Annotated in this window: 17 protein-coding genes, 1 rRNA gene and 1 other RNA gene; 2 read left to right on the top strand and 17 right to left on the bottom strand. The window is 64.0% G+C overall.

Annotation, left to right across the window (positions count from 1 at the left end):
- Positions 1-35 precede the first annotated feature (35 nt).
- The 14 genes from ftsA to rnpB all read right to left on the bottom strand — a co-directional run bounded on the left by ftsA (position 36) and on the right by rnpB (position 16,304).
- Positions 36-1,262 carry a cell division protein FtsA gene (gene ftsA, locus WCY17_RS08485; protein ID WP_372701748.1) on the bottom strand — a complete coding sequence of 409 codons (1,227 nt, stop codon included), beginning with the start codon at positions 1,260-1,262 and terminating at the stop codon, positions 36-38.
- Positions 1,259-2,059 (bottom strand): cell division protein FtsQ/DivIB, encoded by an 801-nt coding sequence (locus WCY17_RS08480; RefSeq protein ID WP_372701747.1) that lies wholly within the window; start codon positions 2,057-2,059, stop codon positions 1,259-1,261. Before WCY17_RS08480 ends, ftsA begins: the two co-directional genes overlap by 4 nt.
- A 10-nt stretch (positions 2,060-2,069) precedes the next feature.
- On the bottom strand, positions 2,070-3,014 hold the full coding sequence (locus WCY17_RS08475; protein ID WP_372701746.1) for a D-alanine--D-alanine ligase: 945 nt from the start codon (positions 3,012-3,014) through the stop codon (positions 2,070-2,072).
- Complete coding sequence (murC, locus tag WCY17_RS08470) at positions 3,011-4,417, bottom strand: UDP-N-acetylmuramate--L-alanine ligase (protein ID WP_372701745.1); 1,407 nt, start codon at positions 4,415-4,417, stop codon at positions 3,011-3,013. Before murC ends, WCY17_RS08475 begins: the two co-directional genes overlap by 4 nt.
- On the bottom strand, positions 4,414-5,487 hold the full coding sequence (murG, locus tag WCY17_RS08465; protein ID WP_372701744.1) for an undecaprenyldiphospho-muramoylpentapeptide beta-N-acetylglucosaminyltransferase: 1,074 nt from the start codon (positions 5,485-5,487) through the stop codon (positions 4,414-4,416). Before murG ends, murC begins: the two co-directional genes overlap by 4 nt.
- On the bottom strand, positions 5,484-6,689 hold the full coding sequence (gene ftsW / locus WCY17_RS08460; RefSeq protein ID WP_372701743.1) for a putative lipid II flippase FtsW: 1,206 nt from the start codon (positions 6,687-6,689) through the stop codon (positions 5,484-5,486). The genes murG and ftsW overlap by 4 nt, the downstream gene beginning before the upstream one ends.
- Positions 6,686-8,236, bottom strand: a complete 1,551-nt coding sequence (gene murD / locus WCY17_RS08455; protein ID WP_372701742.1) for a UDP-N-acetylmuramoyl-L-alanine--D-glutamate ligase — start codon at positions 8,234-8,236, stop codon at positions 6,686-6,688. Before murD ends, ftsW begins: the two co-directional genes overlap by 4 nt.
- The gene (mraY, locus tag WCY17_RS08450; RefSeq protein ID WP_372701741.1) at positions 8,233-9,405 is read right to left on the bottom strand and encodes a phospho-N-acetylmuramoyl-pentapeptide-transferase; all 1,173 of its coding nucleotides are present in this window, start codon (positions 9,403-9,405) and stop codon (positions 8,233-8,235) included. The genes murD and mraY overlap by 4 nt, the downstream gene beginning before the upstream one ends.
- Complete coding sequence (murF, locus tag WCY17_RS08445; protein WP_372701740.1) at positions 9,395-12,190, bottom strand: bifunctional UDP-N-acetylmuramoyl-L-alanyl-D-glutamate--2,6-diaminopimelate ligase MurE/UDP-N-acetylmuramoyl-tripeptide--D-alanyl-D-alanine ligase MurF; 2,796 nt, start codon at positions 12,188-12,190, stop codon at positions 9,395-9,397. The genes mraY and murF overlap by 11 nt, the downstream gene beginning before the upstream one ends.
- Positions 12,187-13,926, bottom strand: coding sequence for a peptidoglycan D,D-transpeptidase FtsI family protein (locus WCY17_RS08440; protein ID WP_372701739.1), 1,740 nt, complete (start codon positions 13,924-13,926; stop codon positions 12,187-12,189). Before WCY17_RS08440 ends, murF begins: the two co-directional genes overlap by 4 nt.
- Complete coding sequence (ftsL, locus tag WCY17_RS08435) at positions 13,923-14,210, bottom strand: cell division protein FtsL (RefSeq protein WP_372701738.1); 288 nt, start codon at positions 14,208-14,210, stop codon at positions 13,923-13,925. Before ftsL ends, WCY17_RS08440 begins: the two co-directional genes overlap by 4 nt.
- Complete coding sequence (gene rsmH, locus WCY17_RS08430; RefSeq protein WP_372701737.1) at positions 14,207-15,256, bottom strand: 16S rRNA (cytosine(1402)-N(4))-methyltransferase RsmH; 1,050 nt, start codon at positions 15,254-15,256, stop codon at positions 14,207-14,209. The genes ftsL and rsmH overlap by 4 nt, the downstream gene beginning before the upstream one ends.
- A gap of 8 nt (positions 15,257-15,264) precedes the next feature.
- Positions 15,265-15,693, bottom strand: a complete 429-nt coding sequence (gene mraZ / locus WCY17_RS08425; RefSeq protein WP_372701736.1) for a division/cell wall cluster transcriptional repressor MraZ — start codon at positions 15,691-15,693, stop codon at positions 15,265-15,267.
- Between the two features lie 199 nt (positions 15,694-15,892).
- An RNA gene (gene rnpB, locus WCY17_RS08420) (RNase P RNA component class A) lies at positions 15,893-16,304 on the bottom strand.
- 26 nt (positions 16,305-16,330) lie between these two features.
- Here rnpB and WCY17_RS08415 point away from each other — a divergent pair.
- The gene (locus WCY17_RS08415; RefSeq protein WP_372701735.1) at positions 16,331-18,208 is read left to right on the top strand and encodes an ATP-binding cassette domain-containing protein; all 1,878 of its coding nucleotides are present in this window, start codon (positions 16,331-16,333) and stop codon (positions 18,206-18,208) included.
- 64 nt (positions 18,209-18,272) lie between these two features.
- Here the strand turns inward: WCY17_RS08415 and pyrC are convergent, their stop codons facing one another.
- Complete coding sequence (gene pyrC, locus WCY17_RS08410; RefSeq protein ID WP_372701734.1) at positions 18,273-19,358, bottom strand: dihydroorotase; 1,086 nt, start codon at positions 19,356-19,358, stop codon at positions 18,273-18,275.
- A 99-nt stretch (positions 19,359-19,457) separates the two neighbouring features.
- Between pyrC and WCY17_RS08405 the strand changes: the two genes are divergently transcribed.
- Complete coding sequence (locus WCY17_RS08405; RefSeq protein ID WP_372701733.1) at positions 19,458-19,730, top strand: SWIB/MDM2 domain-containing protein; 273 nt, start codon at positions 19,458-19,460, stop codon at positions 19,728-19,730.
- Positions 19,731-19,895: 165 nt separating this feature from the next.
- On the opposite strand, the gene WCY17_RS08400 is transcribed toward WCY17_RS08405, so the two are convergent.
- Complete coding sequence (locus WCY17_RS08400; RefSeq protein WP_372701732.1) at positions 19,896-20,264, bottom strand: DUF4870 family protein; 369 nt, start codon at positions 20,262-20,264, stop codon at positions 19,896-19,898.
- Between the two features lie 277 nt (positions 20,265-20,541).
- Positions 20,542-20,654, bottom strand: a 5S ribosomal RNA gene (rrf, locus tag WCY17_RS08395).
- Positions 20,655-20,657 lie beyond the last annotated feature (3 nt).

The following is a 20,657-nucleotide window of genomic DNA, read 5'->3' as shown; positions in this document are numbered from 1 at the left end:
AATGCATCCCCTGATGGCTCATGTCAACCTCCCGGTCAATTCATGAACCACTCCTTCATGCGCGTCAGAAATGATCGGAACCGACCCTTCTGCTGCGCCACCTTGCGACCACGAGCGTGCTGCATGCGCGCCTCGGTCAACAAACCCATCACCGTCGCAAAGCGCGGATTGCGCATCACGTCGGACAGACTGCCGCTGTACAGTGGCACGGCCACCCGTACCGGCGTCAGAAAAACGTCTTCAGCCAACTCGACCATGCCCGGCATCAGGGCCGTCCCACCGGTGAGCACCACCCCTGAGGCCAGCAGTTCTTCATGCCCGGACTCACTCACCACTTGCCGCACGAAACCGAACAACTCTTCCAGGCGCGGTTCGATCACGGCCGACAGGGCCTGGCGCTTGACATGCCGATTGGGCCGATCGCCCAGGCCCGGTACCTCGATGACTTCTGCGGCATCGACCAGAGCCTGCTTGGCAATGCCATACTGCAGCTTGATTTCCTCTGCATCCGGCGTGGGTGTGCGCAGCATGGCGGCGATGTCGTTGGTGACCTGGTCGCCCGCGATCGGAATGACAGCCGTATGGCGAATCGCGCCGCCGGTATAAATCGCGATGTCGGTCGTGCCTGCACCAATGTCCACCAGCACCACGCCCAGTTCTTTCTCGTCGGAAGTCAGGCACGAAAGGCTGGACGCCAAAGGTTGCAGGATCAGATCCTGCACCTCGAGCCCGCAGCGGCGCACGCACTTGATGATGTTCTGGACTGCGCTGACCACACCGGTCACGATGTGCACTCGCACCTCGAGCCGCATCCCGCTCATGCCGATCGGCTCACGAATGTCTTCCTGGGAATCCACGATGAATTCCTGCGTGAGCACGTGCAGAACCTGCTGATCATTCGGAATGTTCACCGCCCTGGCAGTCTCGACCACACGCGCCACATCCGCTGCCGTCACCTCCTTGTCCTTGACAGCGACCATGCCGGCCGAGTTGAAACTGGCGATGTGACTGCCTGCAATCCCCGTATAGACTTCGCGGATCTTGCAGTCCGCCATCAGTTCGGCTTCCTCGAGCGCCCGCTGGATGGAGTTCACTGTGGACTCTATGTTGACCACCACGCCCTTGCGCATGCCTTCGGACTCGTGCTGGCCCAGGCCCAGCACATCGAAGCCGCCATCCGGGAGGATCTCGGCCACCACGGCCACCACTTTGCTGGTGCCGATATCCAATGCAACGATCAGGTCCTTGATGTCACGTGTCATGGTGTACTGGAAGAAGAGGATTGGACAGGCCCGTTTGCCAGGCTGATGGCAAACCCGTTCGGGTGCCGCAGGTCGGCATGGCGTATCGCCTGCCCCAGGCGACGCGTCAGTTCGGGCCATGCCCGGACGAACCGATCGATACGGGCAGCAAACGGAAGGGCACCCGCACGACCGTGCGGGTCAGGTACATCTGCGGCAGGATCCCGCCCCAGCGTCAATTGCATGCCGTCGGACAGCGTGACCTCCCAGGCATAACGCGGGGTCAGCGTGGCCTCCTGTACGCTCAGGCCCAGCGGCGCAAACCGTCCGGCGATCTCGGCATAGCGCTGCACCACCAGCCGTTCGGAATGCACCGGCCCATTCAGCTGCGGGATGTTCAGGCCATCGGGCAATTCGCCGGGATTGGCCGTGAACGTCTCGCCCCAGGTATTGATCATCTGATTTTCATTCCAGAATGCCAGCGGGCGCTGCTCTTCGATACTCACTCGCAGGGTGTCGGGCCAGATGCGCCGGACATCGGCGTGCCGTATCCAGGGGGCGGATTCGATCACCGCGCGCGCCGCGCCCAGGTCCAGCAGAAAGAAATTGCCCTGCAACTGCCCATCCAGGCTGGTCTGCAGATTCGCCGCAGTGACATACTCGAGACTCATGTCAGCCATGGGGGCAATCTCCAGGCGCCTGATCTCGAAATAAGGCCGGCGGATGATCCACGCCACCACCCCGACCACCATGGACAGGACGGCGATCAGCGCGAGCAGGTTGGCCAGTAAATTCACCAGGCGGGCTTCCAGCAGCATGGCCTGACCCTCATGGTGTCCGGCCACGCTGCAGCTTGCAGCGTGCCGTGGACAGGATTTCCAGGCACAGTTCGGCATAGCTCATGCCGGCCGCGCGGGCCCCCATGGGAACGAGCGAGTGCCCGGTCATGCCCGGCGAGGTATTGAGTTCGAGCAGCCACGGCCGTTCCTGTTCATCCAGCATGAGGTCGATACGGCCCCAGCCTTCGCCATCGAGCGCCTGATAGGCCTGTACGGCCAGTGCCCGGATTGCGGCCGCCAGCCCGGCCGGCAGATGCGCCGGGGTCTCGTAGACCGTATCGCTGGAGACATATTTATGTTCATAGTCATAATTCCCGCCCGGCGCAATGATTTCAGTGATGGGCAGGGCACGTGCAGTGCGCCCGGTGCCCAGGATGGCGACCGTGAGTTCGCGGCCACGTATGAAACGTTCCGCCAGTATCCGGTCATCGTAGCGGCAGGCCAGTTGCCGGGCGGCCGGCAACTGGCTGGCCGCCAGCACGCGCGTCAGGCCCAGGGTAGAACCTTCATGCGGCGGCTTGATGATCAATGGCAGGCCCAGGCGGCCCTCGAGGTTTTCCGGGGCTTCATCACAGCGCAGTTCGACGAAATCCGGGGTGGGCAGGCCGTGCTGCAGCCACACCCGCTTGGTCGTGATCTTGTCCATGGCCAGACTGCAGGACTTCGGGCCGCTGCCCGTATAGGGGATACCCAGCAACTCGAGAGCGCCCTGAAGGGTGCCGTCCTCCCCATATCGTCCATGCAGGGCGATGAACACGCGATCGAAGCCCGCGCGCGCGAGCTCGGCCAGCGTCTGATGGCCCGTGTCGAACAGATGCGCATCCACCCCAAGGCCCCTGAGGGCCGCATGGACCCCGGTGCCCGACATCAGGGACACCTCGCGCTCGGCGGAAATGCCCCCATACAGAACGCCGACACGCCCGAAACGACTCATGCCCCTTCTCCGAATTCTGCCGGCACACGGCTGATCGATCCAGCCCCCATGAGGATCACCACATCCCCATCACGCACGAATTCGCGGATGACCCCGGCCATGTCGGCTACATCAGGGATGAACACTGGCTCGACCTTGCCCGCCACCCGCAGGGCACGCGCCAGCGCCCGCCCATCGGCAGCGATCAGGGCGGGCTCGCCTGCAGCATAGACCTCGGTCAGCAAGACCGCATCGGCCTGACCCAGCACACGCACGAAGTCTTCGAAGCAGTCGCGTGTCCGCGTATATCGATGGGGCTGAAAGGCAAGCACGATGCGCCGCCCGGGCCATACGCCTCTTGCCGCCGCCAGCGTGGCGGCCATCTCGACCGGATGGTGGCCGTAGTCATCCACCAGTTCGAACGTACCGCCTCCCTGTGGCTCGGGGACTGGAAACGGCCCCGACAGGGTGAAGCGGCGGCCCACGCCACGAAACTGCATCAGCGCTTCGGCGATGGTCTCATCGGCCACACCGAGCTCAGTGGCCACGGCAATGGCCGCCAGTGCATTCAGGACATTGTGCCGACCGGGCAGGTTGAGGCAGATCGACAGCGCAGGCAGGGGCCCCTGGGCCCCTTGCCGGTCAACCTCGAAACACATGCGCACGCCATCCTGCCGAAGATTGCGCGCCCGGAAACGGGCTGGCACGTCAATCCCGTAGGTGGTGACGGGGCGCGACACAAAGGGAATCAGTTCGCGCACATTGGCATCATCCGCGCACAGGATCACACTGCCGTAAAAGGGCAGGCGCTGTGTGAATTCGACGAATGCGCTCTTCAGGCGGGCCACATCATGATCATATGTATCCATATGATCGAGGTCGATATTGGTGATCACCGCCATCACCGGGAGCAGGTTCAGAAAGGATGCGTCGGATTCGTCGGCCTCGACCACGATGAAATCACCCTGGCCCAGACGCGCATTGGCATCTGCTGCATTCAGGCGTCCGCCGATCACGAACGTGGGATCCAGGCCGCCAGCGGCCAGGACACTCGCGATCAGGCTGGTCGTGGTGGTCTTGCCATGCGTGCCGGCTACCGCAATGCCGCGCTTCAGGCGCATGAGTTCCGCCAGCATGAGCGCCCGTGGCACGACCGGAACATGCGCGGCACGCGCGGCCAGCACTTCGGGATTATCGGCCTGGATGGCGCTGGAGGTCACCAGGGCGCCTGCGCCCTGCATGTTTTCTGCTGCATGGCCAATGGCAACCTGCGCACCCAGGGCGCGCAGGCGACGGGTGACTGCGGTGTCCTGTACGTCCGAACCGCTGATGTCATAGCCGAGATTGAGCAGGACCTCGGCGATCCCGCTCATGCCGGAGCCCCCGATACCCACGAAATGCAGCTTGCGTATGCGATGTTTCACGCGCTTTCCTTCATCGACTGTATGCAGACCTCGGCGATGCGCTGCGCCGCCTCGGGACTGCCGTGTTCGAGCGCATGGCTGGCCACGGCGGCCAGTTCAGTGCGCGTGCGCGCCGTCAGCCAGCGGGCCAGTGTGCCACCATCCAGTTGAGCCTGCGGAATCATCCACGCCCCCCCGCATTCGGAAAGATAGCGCGCATTGGCCGTCTGATGATCGTCGATCGCGTGGGGCAGCGGTATGAACAGGGCCGCGACCCCAACCACCGCCACTTCGGCCACCGTCATGGCCCCGGCGCGACAGACGACCAGATCAGCCCACGCCAGGGCCTCGGCCATGTCTTCGATGAAGGCGCTGACGTCGCCCTGCAGCCCGAGATGGGCGTAGCGCTCGCGTACCGTTGCCACATGCGCCTCTCCCGCCTGGTGACGGACCAGCGGGCGCTGCGCCGGCTGCATGAGCGCCAGCGCTTCGGGCACCAGTTCGTTGATGCGCAGGGCCCCCAGACTGCCACCGACCACCAGAACCCGCAACGGACCCGAGCGCCCGGCATAGCGCTGGTCGCTGGGCACGACACCGGCCAGCGTGGCACGCACCGGATTGCCGGTCATCACCCCCCCTGGCAATACCCCCGGAAAGCCGGTCAGCACCCGCCTTGCAAGCCGAGCCAGGATGCGATTGGCGGTGCCGGCAACGGCATTCTGTTCATGGATCACCAGCGGAATCCTGGCGAGCCAGGCCATCACACCCCCTGGAAATGCAGCATAGCCGCCCATCCCGAGGATCACATCGGGGCGCCGCACCCGCAACAGACGACGCACCTGCCAACACGCCATGGCCAGCCTGACCGGCAAGCTGAGCAGCGCCACCAGCCCCTTGCCGCGCACGCCGTCAAAGCGCAGCGGCAGAAGCTCGATGCCTTGCCCAGGCACCAGCCGGCCTTCCATGCGCTGGGGGTCACCGAGCCACTGCACGCGACAGCCCCGCGCCTGCAAGACGGCCGCAACGGCCAGGCCGGGCATGATATGCCCGCCCGTACCGCCGGCCATGACAAGAATCAGGGGCGGATTCATCGGCGCCTCCCCCGCATCAGGCCACGCATCTCATGATCGATACGCAGGAGAATGGCCATGGCAGCCAGATTCATCACGATACCCGACCCGCCATAACTGACCAACGGCAAAGTGAGCCCCTTGGTGGGCAGCAGCCCCAGACAGACCCCCACGTTGATGAACGCCTGGACCCCGATCCACAGTGCCACCCCCTGTGCGACCAGCGCTTCGAAGGTACGCTCGAGCACCATCGCCTGGCGCGCGATATCGAAGGCCCGCAGAACGATGAACACAAATACGGACATCAGGCCCAGCAAGCCCACAAGGCCCAGTTCCTCGCCGATCACGGCGACAATGAAGTCGGTATGGGCCTCTGGAAGGTAGTGCAGTTTCTCGATACTGGCGCCCAGACCCACCCCGAACCACTCGCCACGCCCCAGCGCAATCAGCGAATGCGAGAGCTGATACGCACTGCCATACGCATTTTCAGGATTCCATGGATCCAGATAGACGAACAAGCGCTCGCGCCGCCAGGGCGACAGCCAGATCAGGAGCAGAAAACTGGACATCACCCCGCCCAGCATGAGCGAAAACAACTTCAGGTTGATGCCGCCGATGAACAGGATCCCGACGGCAATGGCCCCGATGACAATGAAAGCCCCGAGATCCGGTTCCAGCAGGAGCAGCACCCCGACGACGATGAGGGCCAGGGCAATAGGCAGGAAGCCGCGCACAAAGCCCGCCACAAACCCTTGCAGGTGGGGCTGCTTGCGTACCACATAATCTGCTGCATAGAGCATCATGGCAAATTTCATCAGCTCCGAAGGCTGAAAATTGAGTACACCCAGCGGCAACCAGCGGCGCGCGCCATTGACCTCACGGCCCAGACCGGGCACCAGCACCACGATCAACAGCAGCAGGGTGCAGATGAACAGCGGTACCGTGAGCTTGTGCCAGACCCGCATGGGTACGGCAGCCACCACCAGGGCACCCAGCAGGCCCACAACGATGAACAGGGCATGCCGGCTCACGAAATAGAATCGGCCATAGCCCTGGTAGCGAGGGCCGTCGGCCAGTGCAATGGACGCCGAATACACCATCAGCAAGCCGAACAGCACCAGGGCGAGCACGGCCACCAGCAGGCCGATGTCGAGCATGGGCATGGCACTGCGGGGCGCCCTGGCCGAGCCGGAATTTCGCCCCAGGACGCCGAGCAGACTCATGCCACTTCTCCCCGGTCTGCGGCAAGCGCCTCGACGCAGGCGACGAAATGCTCTCCACGATGCACATAATTGCGAAACATGTCCATGCTTGCGCAGGCCGGCGACAGCAGCACGGCATCACCCGGCCGGGCCTGCTCGAAACCCAGCCGGACGGCCTCTTCGAGGCTGGCGCACTGGTCTGTCGGAACCCCGCTGCCCGACAGTGCCTGCGCGATGACGCCGGCATCCTGCCCCATCAGCACCACCATCCGGGCGTGGTCGCGCACCACATCACACAGCGGGCTGAAATCCTGCCCCTTGCCCAGCCCCCCGGCAATCAGGACCACGGGGCGGCCGAGCCCCTCGAGCGCCGCGACCGTCGCCCCGACATTGGTGCCCTTGCTGTCATTGATGAAGTCTACACCCGCCACTGAACGCACGAACTGCATCCGGTGGGCCTCGCCCCGGTACGCACGCAAGGCATGCAGCATCGGCGCCCAGTCCAGCCCGATCGCACGCCCCAGGGCCAAGGCCGCCTGGGCATTGAGCACGTTGTGCCCACCCGGTATGCGCAGCGCTTCAACCGGCATCAGATCGAGCAGAGGACCGGTTGCACGTACGTCACCCAGCCCGGTCTGACGCGAACCCTTGCGCCCAGGCACCGGCCGGACCGTGCGATCTGCGTCCATGACCGCTAGCCAGGCCATGCCACCCTGTTCATGGATGCCCAGATCCCCGACCCGCGGCGGCAGGCCTGCCCCGAAACTGCGGATACAAAGGGCTGTCGGGTCGGCGATCATGTCTCTGACCCAGGCGTCGTCCCGGTTGAACACCAGGCAGTCGGCCATTTCGTAGAGCCGCGCCTTGGCGGCGGCATACGCCGACATCGAACCATGCCAGTCCAGATGATCCTGGGTCACATTCAGCACCACTGCGGCATCCGCCCGCAGGGACCGGGTGCCTTCGATCTGAAAACTGGACAGTTCCAGCACCCAGATTTCGGGCAATCTGTCCTGCTCGAGCGCATCCAGCAATGCAGCCAGGGCCGCGGGCCCGATATTGCCTGCGGCCCGTATCCTGTATCCGGCGGCTTCGCCAAGCGCGCGCACCAGCGCGGTCACCGTCGTCTTGCCGTTGGTGCCGGTCACCGCCAGGACCCGGGGCGCATAGCCCTGCTGCGCCAAATCCTTCAGGGCTCTGGCAAAGAGTTCGATCTCCCCGAGCACATCGACACCGAGCGCCCGCGCCTGCGCCAGAAAATCCGCCACGTTCGCATCTCGTGGACAGATCCCCGGGCTGAGGACCAATGTACGCACGCCGTCCAGCAGCCTGGCATCGAAGTGCCCCACACCCAGGTACGTCTGCGCTGCAATGCCATGGGCCTGCAATGCGGCCAGCCCGGGCGGCTGCGGGCGCGTATCCAGCACCCGCACGGTATCACCCTGGCCGGCACACCAGCGGGCCGCAGCCACGCCCGTCTCGCCCAGACCCATGATCAGGGTGACCGGCGCAGGCCCCTCGGCGCCCTGGTTGCGCGTTGATGCCCAGAATGCAGCAGGGGTGCTCATCGCAGTTTCAGGCTGGCCAGACCCACCAGCACCAGCATCATGGTGATGATCCAGAAACGGACCACGACCTGGGTTTCCTTCCAGCCGCCCACCTCGAAATGGTGATGCAGTGGTGCCATGCGAAAGAACCTGCGTCCCTCTCCGTAGCGTTTGCGGGTGTATTTGAACCAGCCGACCTGCAGCATCACCGAGAGCGTCTCGACCACAAACACCCCGCCCATGATGAAGAGCACGATTTCCTGCCGCACGATGACCGCAATGGTGCCCAGAGCCCCCCCCAGAGCCAGTGCGCCCACATCCCCCATGAACACCTGCGCCGGGTAGGCGTTGAACCACAGAAACGCCAGGCCTGCGCCAGCGATCGCAGCGCACAGCACCATCAGTTCGGAGGCGCCCGGAATATAGGGAAAGAGCAGATATCTGGAATAGTCTACCCGCCCGACCACATAGGCGAAAATCCCGAGCGCCACGGCGATCATCACCGTGGGCATGATGGCCAGGCCATCCAGGCCATCGGTCAGGTTGACCGCATTGCTGGTGCCCACAATGACGAGCCAGGTGAGCGTCATGAACCCAAAAACCCCCAGCGGGTAGCTGACGGTCTTGAAGAAGGGCACGATCAGGTCGGCCCGGGTGGGCAAGGGCATGGCGAAACCGCTCAGCACCCATTCACGGAACAGGGGCCACAGCCCGGTATTGCCCGGGACGGAAACCGCAAAACTCAGGTACATGGCCGCGATCACACCGATCAGGGCCTGCCAGAAAAACTTCTGGCGCGCCGGCATGCCTTCTGGATCATGGTGGACGACCTTGCGGTAATCATCTGCCCAGCCGATCCAGCCGAATCCGAACGTGACGAGCAGAACCACCCACACGAAGCGGTTGGACCAATCCGCCCACAGCAGGGTGCTGGCGCCGATGCCGATGAGGATCAAGGCGCCGCCCATGGTCGGCGTGCCGCTCTTCTGCAGATGGCTCTGGGGGCCATAACTGCGCACGGCCTGGCCGATTTTCATCGCCGTCAGGCGTCGGATCAGCCAGGGCCCGGACAGCAGCCCGATCGCCAGGGCCGTGGCACTGGCCAGCACCGCCCGGAACGTGATGTACTCGACCACGCCAAACGCCCGGAAGTGATGATCCGCCAGCCAGCGCGCCAACTCAAGAAGCATGATGGCCCCCCGACTGGCTGGCCATATCGGCCTGCAATGCATGCACGACCCGTTCCATCTGCATGCTGCGCGATCCCTTGACCAGAATATGACCCGGCCGCGCTGCGAGCAGCTGCGGCAGAAGTGCCTCGAGCGAATCGAAGGACCGGGCAGCCGAACCAAAGGCTTCTGCAGCACCACGACTTGCCGGACCCAGCGTCAGCAGCACATCGATGCCACAGTCGCGCGCATGTGCGCCGACCTCGGCATGCATGGCCGGGCCCTGTAGCCCCACTTCGCCCATGTCACCAAGCACGAGTATGCGTCGGCCATCGAGCGCAGCCAGCACTTCGATGGCCGCCCGCACGGAATCGGGATTCGCATTGTACGTATCGTCGATCAGTTGAAAGCCGTCGGCCATGGTGCTCGGCTGCATCCGGCCCCCCACGGGCACGAACTGCTGCAGACCTTCGACAATGGCCGCCACGGGTGCCCCCGCGGCCCAGGCGCAGGTGGCCGCTGCCAGCGCATTATGCAGGTTGTGCCGGCCCGGTGCGCGCAGGACGACGTCATGGGACTGCCCGGCCAATTGCAGCTCGAATTCGGTGCGTTGCGGCCGCGCACGAATTCGCGCCGCCCGGACCTCGGCCCGATCGGAAAACCCGAAACAACGGACCCGACGCGACGCGGCAAGGCCGCGCCAGACGGATTCATAGGCATCTTCGGCGGGGAACACCGCGATGCCGTCCTCTGGCAGCGCGCACAGCACCTGGCCGTTTTCCCGGGCGACCGCCTCGACCGACAGCATGAACTCCTGGTGCTCGCGCTGCGCATTGTTCACCAAAGCCACGGTGGGTTGTGCAATCGCAGCGAGCTCTGCGATTTCCCCCGGATGGTTCATGCCCAGTTCGAAGACGGCCGCCCGGTGTCCCGCGTGCAGGCGCAGCACCGACAGTGGCACGCCAATGTCATTGTTGAAATTGCCCGGCGTGGCAAGGCGCTGGTCCGCCCCCCACCACACGGCCAGAATGGTGCTGATCATTTCCTTGGTGGTGGTCTTGCCGTTGCTGCCCGTGACGGCAATGACCGGCAGGTGGAACTGCCGGCGCCAGACGCTGGCCCACAGGCGCAGGGCATGGCGCATGTCCCCCAATACCAGTTGCGGCAGGTCCACATCCGGCACCCTGTGCTCGACCAGCGCTGCACGGGCCCCTGCGCGTGCGGCGGCCTGAACGAAATCATGCCCGTCGTGGCGTTCGCCGCGCAGGGCCGGAAAGAGGGCGCCGGCGGGAAAATCACGGGTATCCGTGGCTAGATGCGCGCCCTGTTGCCAGGTCAGTGCCAGACAGGCCCAGTCGCGGTCATCGAACGGACGACGAACACCACGGATTTCCTGCCAGGTCTCATGCCCTTTGCCCGCCAGCAGGATCACGTCGCGTGGCGCGGCACCCCACAGGGTTTCGAGAATGGCACGCGCCCTGTCCAGCTGCACATGCACCGGCTTTGTCATGCCCGACAGAATGGCCTGGGCAATGGCCTGCGGAGGCTCGTTGCGTGGGTTGTCGCTGGTGACCACTATCCTGTCGGCAAGGCGCTCGGCCACGGCACCCATCATGGGCCGCTTGCCGGCATCGCGGTCACCCCCACAGCCGAATACGCACCAGAGCTGGCCCTTGCGCTCCTGCGTCATGGGTCTGAGCGAGACAAGGACCCGTTCGAGCGCATCGGGCGTATGCGCGTAGTCGACGACCACCAGCGCATGCCCATGCGGCCCCTGGGTCGCCCCCCCCGGCAGCGCCGCGACCGCCTGCAGACGCCCCGGTACAGGCTGCAGGCGCGCCAGCGCGCGCGCCGTGCGGCTCAGGCCCCAACCCAGTTCACGCAGGACACCGGCGACCAGCAGCAGATTGGAAATATTGTGTTCACCGACCAGATGCGTGACGATCTGCGCCCGACCCCGTGGCAGCAGCAGGTTGAACACCAGCCCATCCGCACTGTGCTGGATGTCTTCTGCCCTGAACAGTGCCGACTCGCCAGCCATCAGGCCATAGCCGTGGCGATGCCCCGAGGCCGGCTGATGGGCGAGCAGTTCACGCCCTGCGGGGTCGTCGGCATTGATGATGGCGCCACGCAGGCCGGGTCGATCGAACAGGGCGAACTTGGCCTTTTTGTACGCATCGAGGCTGCCGTGGTAGTCGAGATGATCCCGGGTCAGGTTGGTGAAACCGGCCACCTGGATCGTGACGCCATCCAGGCGACCCTGCTCGATGCCGATGGACGACGCCTCGATCGCTGCGGCCACCGCACCGGCCCTGTGAATGGCGGCCAGACTGCGATGCAGCGTCAACACGTCCGGGGTGGTCAGCATGCCGCCCAGATTGCGGCCGTCGGCCAGGGTGACCCCCAACGTACCCACTGTTCCACAGGGCATGTCTTCGGCATTCAAGGCGGCCGCGATCCACTGGGTGGTCGAGGTCTTCCCATTGGTGCCCGTCACGGCGATCACCGTCAGCGCATCGGATGGCCGGCCATACCATAGATGAGCGATCTCGCCCAGATGACGGGCCAGATCATCCACTTCGAGCACCGGAACGCCCTCGGGTGAAGGGAATTCCCCCCCGCGGGTCCGCACGATCGCCCCCGCTCCGGCATATACTGCAGCCTGCATGAAGCCACGGCCATCGGCCAGAAGACCCGGGCAGGCAAAAAACACATCGCCCGCCTGGACCTGGCGTGAGTCCAGGCAGAGATCAGCGGTACGCGCAACCTGCTCGTCCAGCCATGTGAGAATATCCAGACTGCTCATCGAATGCCCCCCTCGCGAGCAGGCGCTGCGGCCACCAGGGCATCGACGGGCGCGTCGGGCCGGACCCCCATGCGCCGCAACGTGCCCGATACGATATCCGCAAACACCGGTGCCGCGACACGCCCACCGTAATAGCCCCCGGCACCGGGCTCATCGATGGACACGGCGACGACGATGCGCGGATCCGACACGGGTGCGAAGCCGACGAACGAACTGCGATACTTGTTCTTGCTGTAATGGCCATTGACGATCTTGCGCGCGGTACCACTCTTGCCGGCCACCCGATAGCCGCGCACCTGGGCCAGGCGTGCACCATCAGGGCCTGCGGCCGCTTCCAGCATGCCGCGCATGAGGCGTGCGACTTCAGGCGTGTAAACCTGCACGCTGGTCGGACGCCCTTCTCGCCTCACCATGGAGAGCGACACCATGTCGCCGTCGCGGGCAAAGGCCGTATAGGCGCGCGCCACCTGCAGCAGGGACACCGACAGCCCGTATCCGTAGGCCATGGTGGCCTGTTCGATCGGGCGCCAGCGCTGCCAGGGACGCAAGCGCCCGGACGCCATGCCCGGGAACAGCATGTTCGGCACACGCCCGAAGCCAAGTTCGGAAAACGTGGTCCACATGCTGCGTGCGTCCAGACGATCGGCGATCATGGTCATGCCGATATTGCTCGATTGCCGGATGATGCCACGCACGTCGAGCCGGCCGTTGCGTGAGACATCCGAAATGACGGCACCATGATACGCGTAGCGCCCATTTCCCGTGTCGAACTGGGTATCCAGACCAATACGACCCGAGTCCAGGGCCAGCGCAGCAGTAAACGGCTTCATGATCGAACCCGGCTCGAACGTGTCGGTGACGACCCGGTTGCGCACAGCCGGGCCGCTGCGCTGCGCTGTCTCATTCGGATCGTACGAGGGCAGGCTGACCATGGCCAGGATTTCGCCAGTCTGTACGTCGAGGACGATGGCGGTACCCGCCTGGGCCTTGTGCATCGCCAGTGCATCCTGCAAGGCCCGCCAGACATCGAACTGTATGCCGGCATCGATCGACAGGCGCAGATTGTGGCCATCCGTTGGTGGCACGATCGCCTGCACATCCTCGACAATACGTCCCAGACGGTCACGAATCACGCGCCGCATGCCCGGCTGCCCGGACAGATGGCCATCGAAGGCCAGTTCCGCGCCCTCGATCCCGTGATCTTCAATGTTGGCAAAGCCCACGACATGCGCCAACACGTCGCCTTCCGGATAGATGCGACGGGTTTCGGGCAATTGCTGCACGCCAGGGATCTTCAGCGCACTGATCCTGCGCGCCACATCCACCGGCACCTGACGCCGCAGATAGACAAAACTCCTGGCGTCACCGGCCGTACGCTGGCGCAGTTCGCCGACCGGCAAGCCAAGCAGGTCAGCCAGTTGGCGAACCTGTGCGTCATCAGCCCGGTTGAACTCTTCCGGAACCGCCCAGATAGCGCGTGCCGGTACGCTGGATGCCAGCACGACCGTACCGCTGCGATCAAAGATCTTGCCGCGCGTGGCCGGCAGTACCAAAGTGCGTTCGTAGCGACGCTCCCCCTGCCGCTGGAGAAACTCGTTCGACAGGACCTGCAGATCCAGGGCCTTGACCGCGAGCGCCATGAAGGCCAGAAGCAGTACCAGTACCACCAGCCGCGCGCGCCAGAACACCGGCCGCATCCCCAGAACGGGGCTGGCATGAAAGCCGACGCGCTTCATGGCTGCCCCTCCGAACGCCCCTGACCCTGCTGCAGATACAAGGTGCGTTCCGGATCGACCGGCACGAGGTGCAATTCATTGCGCGCCAACGCATCGATGCGCGCATTGCGTGCGAGTTCAGCCCGTTTCAGCTGCAGCCGGCGCCAATCGTTCTCCAGATCATGGGCGCCGACCTTCAGTTGCTCGACCTGCATGAACAGTTCGCGCGCCTGGAAACGCAGCGTCACCAGGGACAGGGCCGACACCATGAGCAGGCCGGCGAGCACGACGGACAGACGCATCATGAGCGCCTCCGTGCAGGATCGCGGGGCACGGCCCCCCCCGGCGCCGGGCACAGGCGCGCGGCACTCTGTGCCGACAAAGGCGTATCCGTGCGTTCGGCGACGCGCAACACCGCCGAGCGCGCACGGGGATTGGCCGCCACTTCGTCAGCGTCAGGCAGGCGGCGGCCCAGCAGCCTGACCCAGGGGCGGGGCATGGCGGATTCGGGGATCGGCAAGCGCGCCTGATCCCGACCGGGATGCGCCGCTGCGCCAAGGCATTGCTTGACCATGCGATCCTCGAGCGAGTGAAAGCTGATCACCGCCAGACGCCCCCCTGTGCAAAGGCGCCTCAGGGCTGTCGGGAGGGCGTGCGCAAGCTGCGCGAGCTCGTCATTGATGTGAATCCGTATAGCCTGGAAGCTGCGGGTAGCCGGATGGCGACCCTTTTCGCGCGTGGGGATGACACCGGCAATGAGCTCGGCGAGTTCACCCGTTGTGTGCAGCGGCCGGGATTGGCGGCGCGCAACAATCGCTTTTGCAATCCGAAGAGCAAACCGTTCTTCGCCATAATGTGCAATGACCTCCTTGATCTGATTCTGCTCGGCCCGGGCCAGCCATTCAGCCGCTGTCTGACCGAAGCGATTGTCCATGCGCATGTCGAGCGGGCCGTCATGCTGGAACGAGAAGCCCCGATCCGCCACATCCAGCTGGGGCGACGAGACCCCGAGATCCAGCAGGATGCCATCCAGACAGCCGATGCCCAGGACATCCAGGTGTTCGTCCATGGCGGCAAACGTGTCGTGCACCACGATGACCCTGGGGTCTGCGCGCTGCAATTCATGCGCGGCGGCAACCGCTTCGGGGTCCCTGTCGAATACCAGCAGGCGCGCTTTTGGCGGGAGCCGTGCCAGCAGATGCCGGGCATGGCCACCCCGTCCGAACGTGCCGTCCATATAGACGCCGTCCAAGCGCGGCCCCGGCCCCGCAGGCCCTTTGCGGCCAAACCCCGGAGCCAGCAAGGCATCCACGGCCGGTTCCAGCAGAACGGTACGATGTGCAGACACCATGAAAGGGCTCAGAATGAAATTTGTTCAAGAATGGCCGGATCGAGATTCTTCAAATCATCGGCACACCGTGCATCCCATTGGGCTCTGTCCCACAATTCAAAATTGGCCCCCAACCCCAGCAGCATCACGTCACGGTCCAGGCCCGCTGCCGTGCGCAATTCGGGTGCCACAAGAATCCGACCCGCTGAATCCATATCGACATCCTGGGCACTGCCAAGCAGCAGCCGCTGCAGCGCACGCGCCGACGCCGGCAAGGCTGCAATCTTCGTGCGCCGGGCTTCCCACTCGGAGCGTGGGTAGAGGATCAGGCAGCCATCAGGGTGACGGGTCAGCGTCACACGCCCGTGTTCTTCGGTCTGCAGGACGTCACGATACCGGGCCGGAATCGACATCCGGCCCTTGGCATCGAGCGTCAAGGCACTGCTTCCCTGGAACATGGGGGAATCTCCCACTTCATGACACAAAAATCTACTTTCACCCACTCTAAGGGAAGCACGCGCGTCGGTCAAGTCGAAGATGCAGATTTATTCAATCACAACAAGCACTTACAAGTGCATACCAGCTGGTTTTGGCAAATAAAACCATGTCAAATCAATGCATTACACAGAGATTTGAATGTGTGTTGTGAAAAATGGAAGACGGGACAGGCCTGTAGGCCGGATTCTGTACACCGGAGTGGCTCCGGTGGGCGATCATTCATCTGGGTACGCCATTGCTGGCATACTCTAGCTACCTACCCGCATGCTCGGACGGGTCGCCCTTTCGGCCCATGGCCTGCGCATGCCTATTTGATATTGCTCCGGGTAGAGGTTGCCGCGTTTCACCCTGCCATGCCCGAGCCGCATCACGACCCGGCAACACGGAGATGGCCGTGCCGGTGTACCCATGGGGAACCCGCATGGCAGACTCGTCTCTGTGGCCCTGTTCCTCGGCTCGACCGCAGGCCGGTGGCCTGCGGGCTTGCCGGACGGCTGTTGGCCGCTACCGCACCCTGTGGAGTCCGGACCTTCCTCGATGCGTGTCGCACCGCGATCGCCCGGCCTGCCCCGCGCGCACATTGTACACTGCGCTATCATGACGGACACTGTTCTCGCGCTTTCAAAAGCGCAACTGGCCTATGGCCACCATCCACTTCTGGACCATGCCGACCTGCAGTTGCAGGCTGGCGAGCGAATCGGCCTCATCGGCCGGAACGGGGCCGGAAAATCATCCCTGCTGCGCGTTCTGGCCGGCAGCACCACGCTGGACGATGGCGAGATCCGGCGCAGCCCGAGCCTGCGCGTCGCACTGGTTGCCCAGGAACCCGAATTCCCGGCGCACTGCACGGTAGGGGATCATCTTGTCGGCGACGTGCTGGCCAGCGAAGACTGGTCTCGTCCGGCCCGTGCAGATCAGTTCATGGCTACGCTGGGCCTGTCCCACAGTCAAACGCTCTCCGATCTTTCAGGTGGCCAGCGCAAGCGGGTGGCACTGGCCCGCGCCCTGATCGACGAACCAGACCTTCTTTTGCTGGACGAACCCACCAACCATCTCGATTTCGACGGCATCGCCTGGCTCGAGGATCACCTGCTCAAGGCACGCCTCACGCTGGTGGTCATCACCCATGATCGCCGCTTCCTGGATACGGTGGCCACCCGTATCATCGAACTGGATCGAGGGCAGATACTCAGCTTCCCCGGCAACTTCAGCCGCTGGCAAGAGCACAAGGCACAGTGGCTGGAAGCAGAAGCCCTGGCGCAGGCACGCTTCGACAAATTCCTGACCCAGGAGGAGGCCTGGATCAGGAAGGGGGTCGAGGCGCGCAGAACACGCAACGAGGGTCGTGTCAGGCGGCTCGAGGGCCTGCGCCGACAGCGAGCCGCCCGGCGCGAGATCCAGGGGCAAGTGCGTTTTTCGCTGACGGACGGGCAGCGTTCCGGCAAACGCGTCATCGAACTCGAATCAGTCGACTTCGGCTATGACGACACCCTTCTGGTGCGCAACTTCAGCAGCTTGATCCAGCGCGGTGACCGGGTGGGCCTGATCGGCCCCAATGGGGCGGGCAAGACCACGTTGCTGCGCCTGATGCTCGGCGAACTCACGCCACTCAGGGGGCACGTACAGCACGGTACCCACCTGTCGATTGCGTATTTCGACCAGATGCGCAATATGCTCGACGAGCAGGCGACGTTGGCAGACACCATCAGCCCGGGCAGCGAGTGGGTTGAAATCGGCGGGCAACGCAGGCATGTCATGGGCTACCTGGAAGAGTTCCTCTTCCCGCCCCAGCGCGCCCGTTCGCCCGTCTCCAGCCTGTCGGGTGGCGAGCGTGCCCGCCTCGCCCTGGCGCGCCTGTTCGCTCAGGCCCACAACGTGCTGGTGCTCGATGAACCCACCAATGATCTGGATATCGACACGCTGGAACTGCTGGAAGCGCTTCTGCAGGACTATGCCGGCACGGTGCTGATGGTCAGCCATGATCGCACCTTCCTCGACAATATCGTCACCCAGGTGATCGTTGCCGAGGGCGACGGACATTGGGCGGAGTATGTGGGGGGTTATACTGAATGGCAGGCACGGCAGGGGCCGGGCTCGGTTGACGCAGCAGATACAGCGGCTCGTCCCTCGAGAGCCGATCACCCCCAAGGCGCCGCAGCAAGCGCAGCAGCAAGCACAGCCGCCCCGCGCGGCAACCCGCCCGCAGCGCATGACAGCCAGCCAACGCCACGCAAGAACCGGCTCGCCCCCTGGGAAGAAAAGGAATTGGCCGAATTGCCCGACCGGATTGCCGAGCTGGAAACCCGGCAGGCCAATCTGGCACAAAGCCTGTCGAACCCGGATCTCTACAAAGAGGGCGGCACGGAGGGCAGCGCACAGGCACAGGCCATACAGGATACGCTCGACCAGACGCATGCCGAGCTTGAAGCCCTTTTTGAGCGCTGGGCCGCCCTCGAGGCACGCAACGAGAACTGATCCCCAGCCTGCAGTACCCCCGGGTCAGCCCGCCCTGAACGGGTCCAGGCCGAGCCGAGCCCGATCAGGGCTCTGAGGAAGTGTCCAGAACCCGCCACGGCAGGCACTCACCCGCAGCCAGTGGAATGATTTCCCGCGCGCCATCGAACAGGCGCTCGGGGACCTGATCGGCATGCCGCTCGAGAACCAGTCGGCCCGTATTGACCGGCAAGCCATAGAAAGCCGGCCCATGCAGGCTCGCAAAGCCTTCGAGACGCGCCAGTTCGCCAACCGAATCAAATGCCATGGCATAAAGTGCCATGGCATGCCGCGCCGTGTAGCAGCCTGCGCAACCGCAGTCCTGCTCCTTGGCGCTGCGGAGGTGCGGTGCACTGTCCGTGCCCAGAAAGAAGCGGGCGTTGCCACTGGTGGCCGCCTGCAGCAAGGCCTGCCGGTGGGTCTCCCGCTTGAGCACCGGAAGACAGTACCAGTGCGGACGCAATCCGCCCTGAAACAGGGCATTGCGGTTGTAGAGCAGGTGGTGTGCCGTGATGGTCGCTGCCACCGGACCGTCGGCATCCCGAACGTAGGCCACCCCTTGCGCCGTGGTCAGATGTTCGAGCACGACTTTCAGTGCGGGAAAATCCCGTCGCAATGGGCCCAGGACGCGGTCGATGAAGACCGCCTCGCGATCGAACAGATCGACCGACGGGTCCGTGACTTCTCCGTGTATCAACAGAGGCATGCCGTGCTTCTGCATGGCCTCGAGTGTCGCGCGGCAGTGTCCGAGCAGATCGGTCACCCCCTGATCCGAATGGGTCGTTGCCCCCGCCGGATATAGCTTGACCCCATGAATCAGACCGCTGTCGCTCGCGCGCCGGATCTCATCGGGCGCCGTCTGATCGGTGAGGTAGAGCGTCATCAGCGGCTGGAAAGCTGCGGCCGCACCGCCTGCCCCAGAATGCGCCAGTGCCGCCTGGATGCGCGCGCGATAGGCGAGCGCCGCGGCTGTCGTGGTCACGGCAGGTTTCAGATTGGGCATGATGATGGCGCGCCCGAACTGGCGCGCTGAATCCGCGACGACCGCCTGCAGCATGTTGCCATCACGCAGATGCAGGTGCCAGTCATCAGGGCGGATGATGTCGAAGCGATTCGCGGACACTGAATTCATCGACAAGCCTCCTGTTCAACAAATGAGCCGTTTTGTATTTCGGCGAAACACGCGTTATGCTGCGAAGGCATTTCTTCAACCAAGCAGGAGCCTGAAACCATGCCAAGCACTCAAAAGACGGGGCGCAAGCCCAATGCGGCCTTCATGAAACCCCTGACACCTAGTGCAACCCTGGCAGCCGTCATTGGCAATGAAGCCATCCCGCGCACTGAAGTCACCAAACGCATCTGGGAATACATCAAGAAGCACGACCTGCAGGATCCTTCGAATCGCCGCAACATCAATGCAGATGACAAGTTGCGGCCCCTGTTCGGCAAAGACCAGGTCTCCATGTTCGAGCTTACGAAACTGGTCAGCCAGCACCTGAGCTGAGCACAACGCATCTGCCGCAACCCGAGCCGAACACCACGCATCCGCCGCACACGCAGCCCGTGGTGGATGCCCTGGCGGCCCAACGGCGCGGCAGCGTGCTCTCGCATTTCGCGGCCATGCACCTGCCCCTGCACACGCGATCTGGCAAGCGATTGCGCAGGCCGCTCACAGCCCCGGCAAGGGGGTTTCACCTGCAAAATGAGCCAACCACCCCTTGACCACCCGATAGATCACCCAGACCAGCACAATGAGCCCGGTGACATAGCCTACGAACACCAGGCTCGCTGCTGCACTGAGCAGGGACCATAGCAGCCCCCACCAGAACGTTCTGAGTATCCAGTCGATGTGACCGGCATAGACCGTGCCGATCATTTCCCCACGCTTGAGGTAGGCCAGGACGACGGCTGCAATGATGGCCGCGCCAAGGAAGCCTGCCGTCAGCACCCCCAGGGCAAACAAACCGTACATCAGATGGATCAGTTGTCGCGAGCTCAAGCCTTTTTCGGCCTCGGACCGGCCATCTTCCTGTGTCATGCAAAGCCTCCGGGCCAACACTGCCCTGTGAATCCGATCCTTGCGATTCTAACGTATTCTGCCATGGTATTCCGCCATGGCAGAACGTGACCGCGATATTCCACGCCTGCATTCCAGAGCCGCATTTCACGGCGGCATTCCAAAGCTGTATTTCAAGGCGGCATTTCACGTGTGCATTCCAGAGCCACGCTCCACGGCTGCAAATATGGCAAGCGCCGCGCGCCACAAACGTCAAAAGCCCCTGCAACGCATGTTGCAGGGGCCCTTGGCATGGGGTGCCTGACGATGACCTACTTTCACGGATGTCCATCCACTATCATCGGCGCGAAGGCGTTTCACTGTCCTGTTCGGGATGGGAAGGAGTGGGGCCACCTTGCTGTGGTCGTCAGGCAT

It is taken from the genome of Castellaniella sp. (assembly GCF_041677825.1).
In the GTDB taxonomy this organism is placed as follows: Bacteria; Pseudomonadota; Gammaproteobacteria; order Burkholderiales; family Burkholderiaceae_B; genus Castellaniella.
The sequence above is the reverse complement of the archived record's forward strand: the minus strand, read 5'-3'. Positions and strand labels throughout refer to the sequence as shown.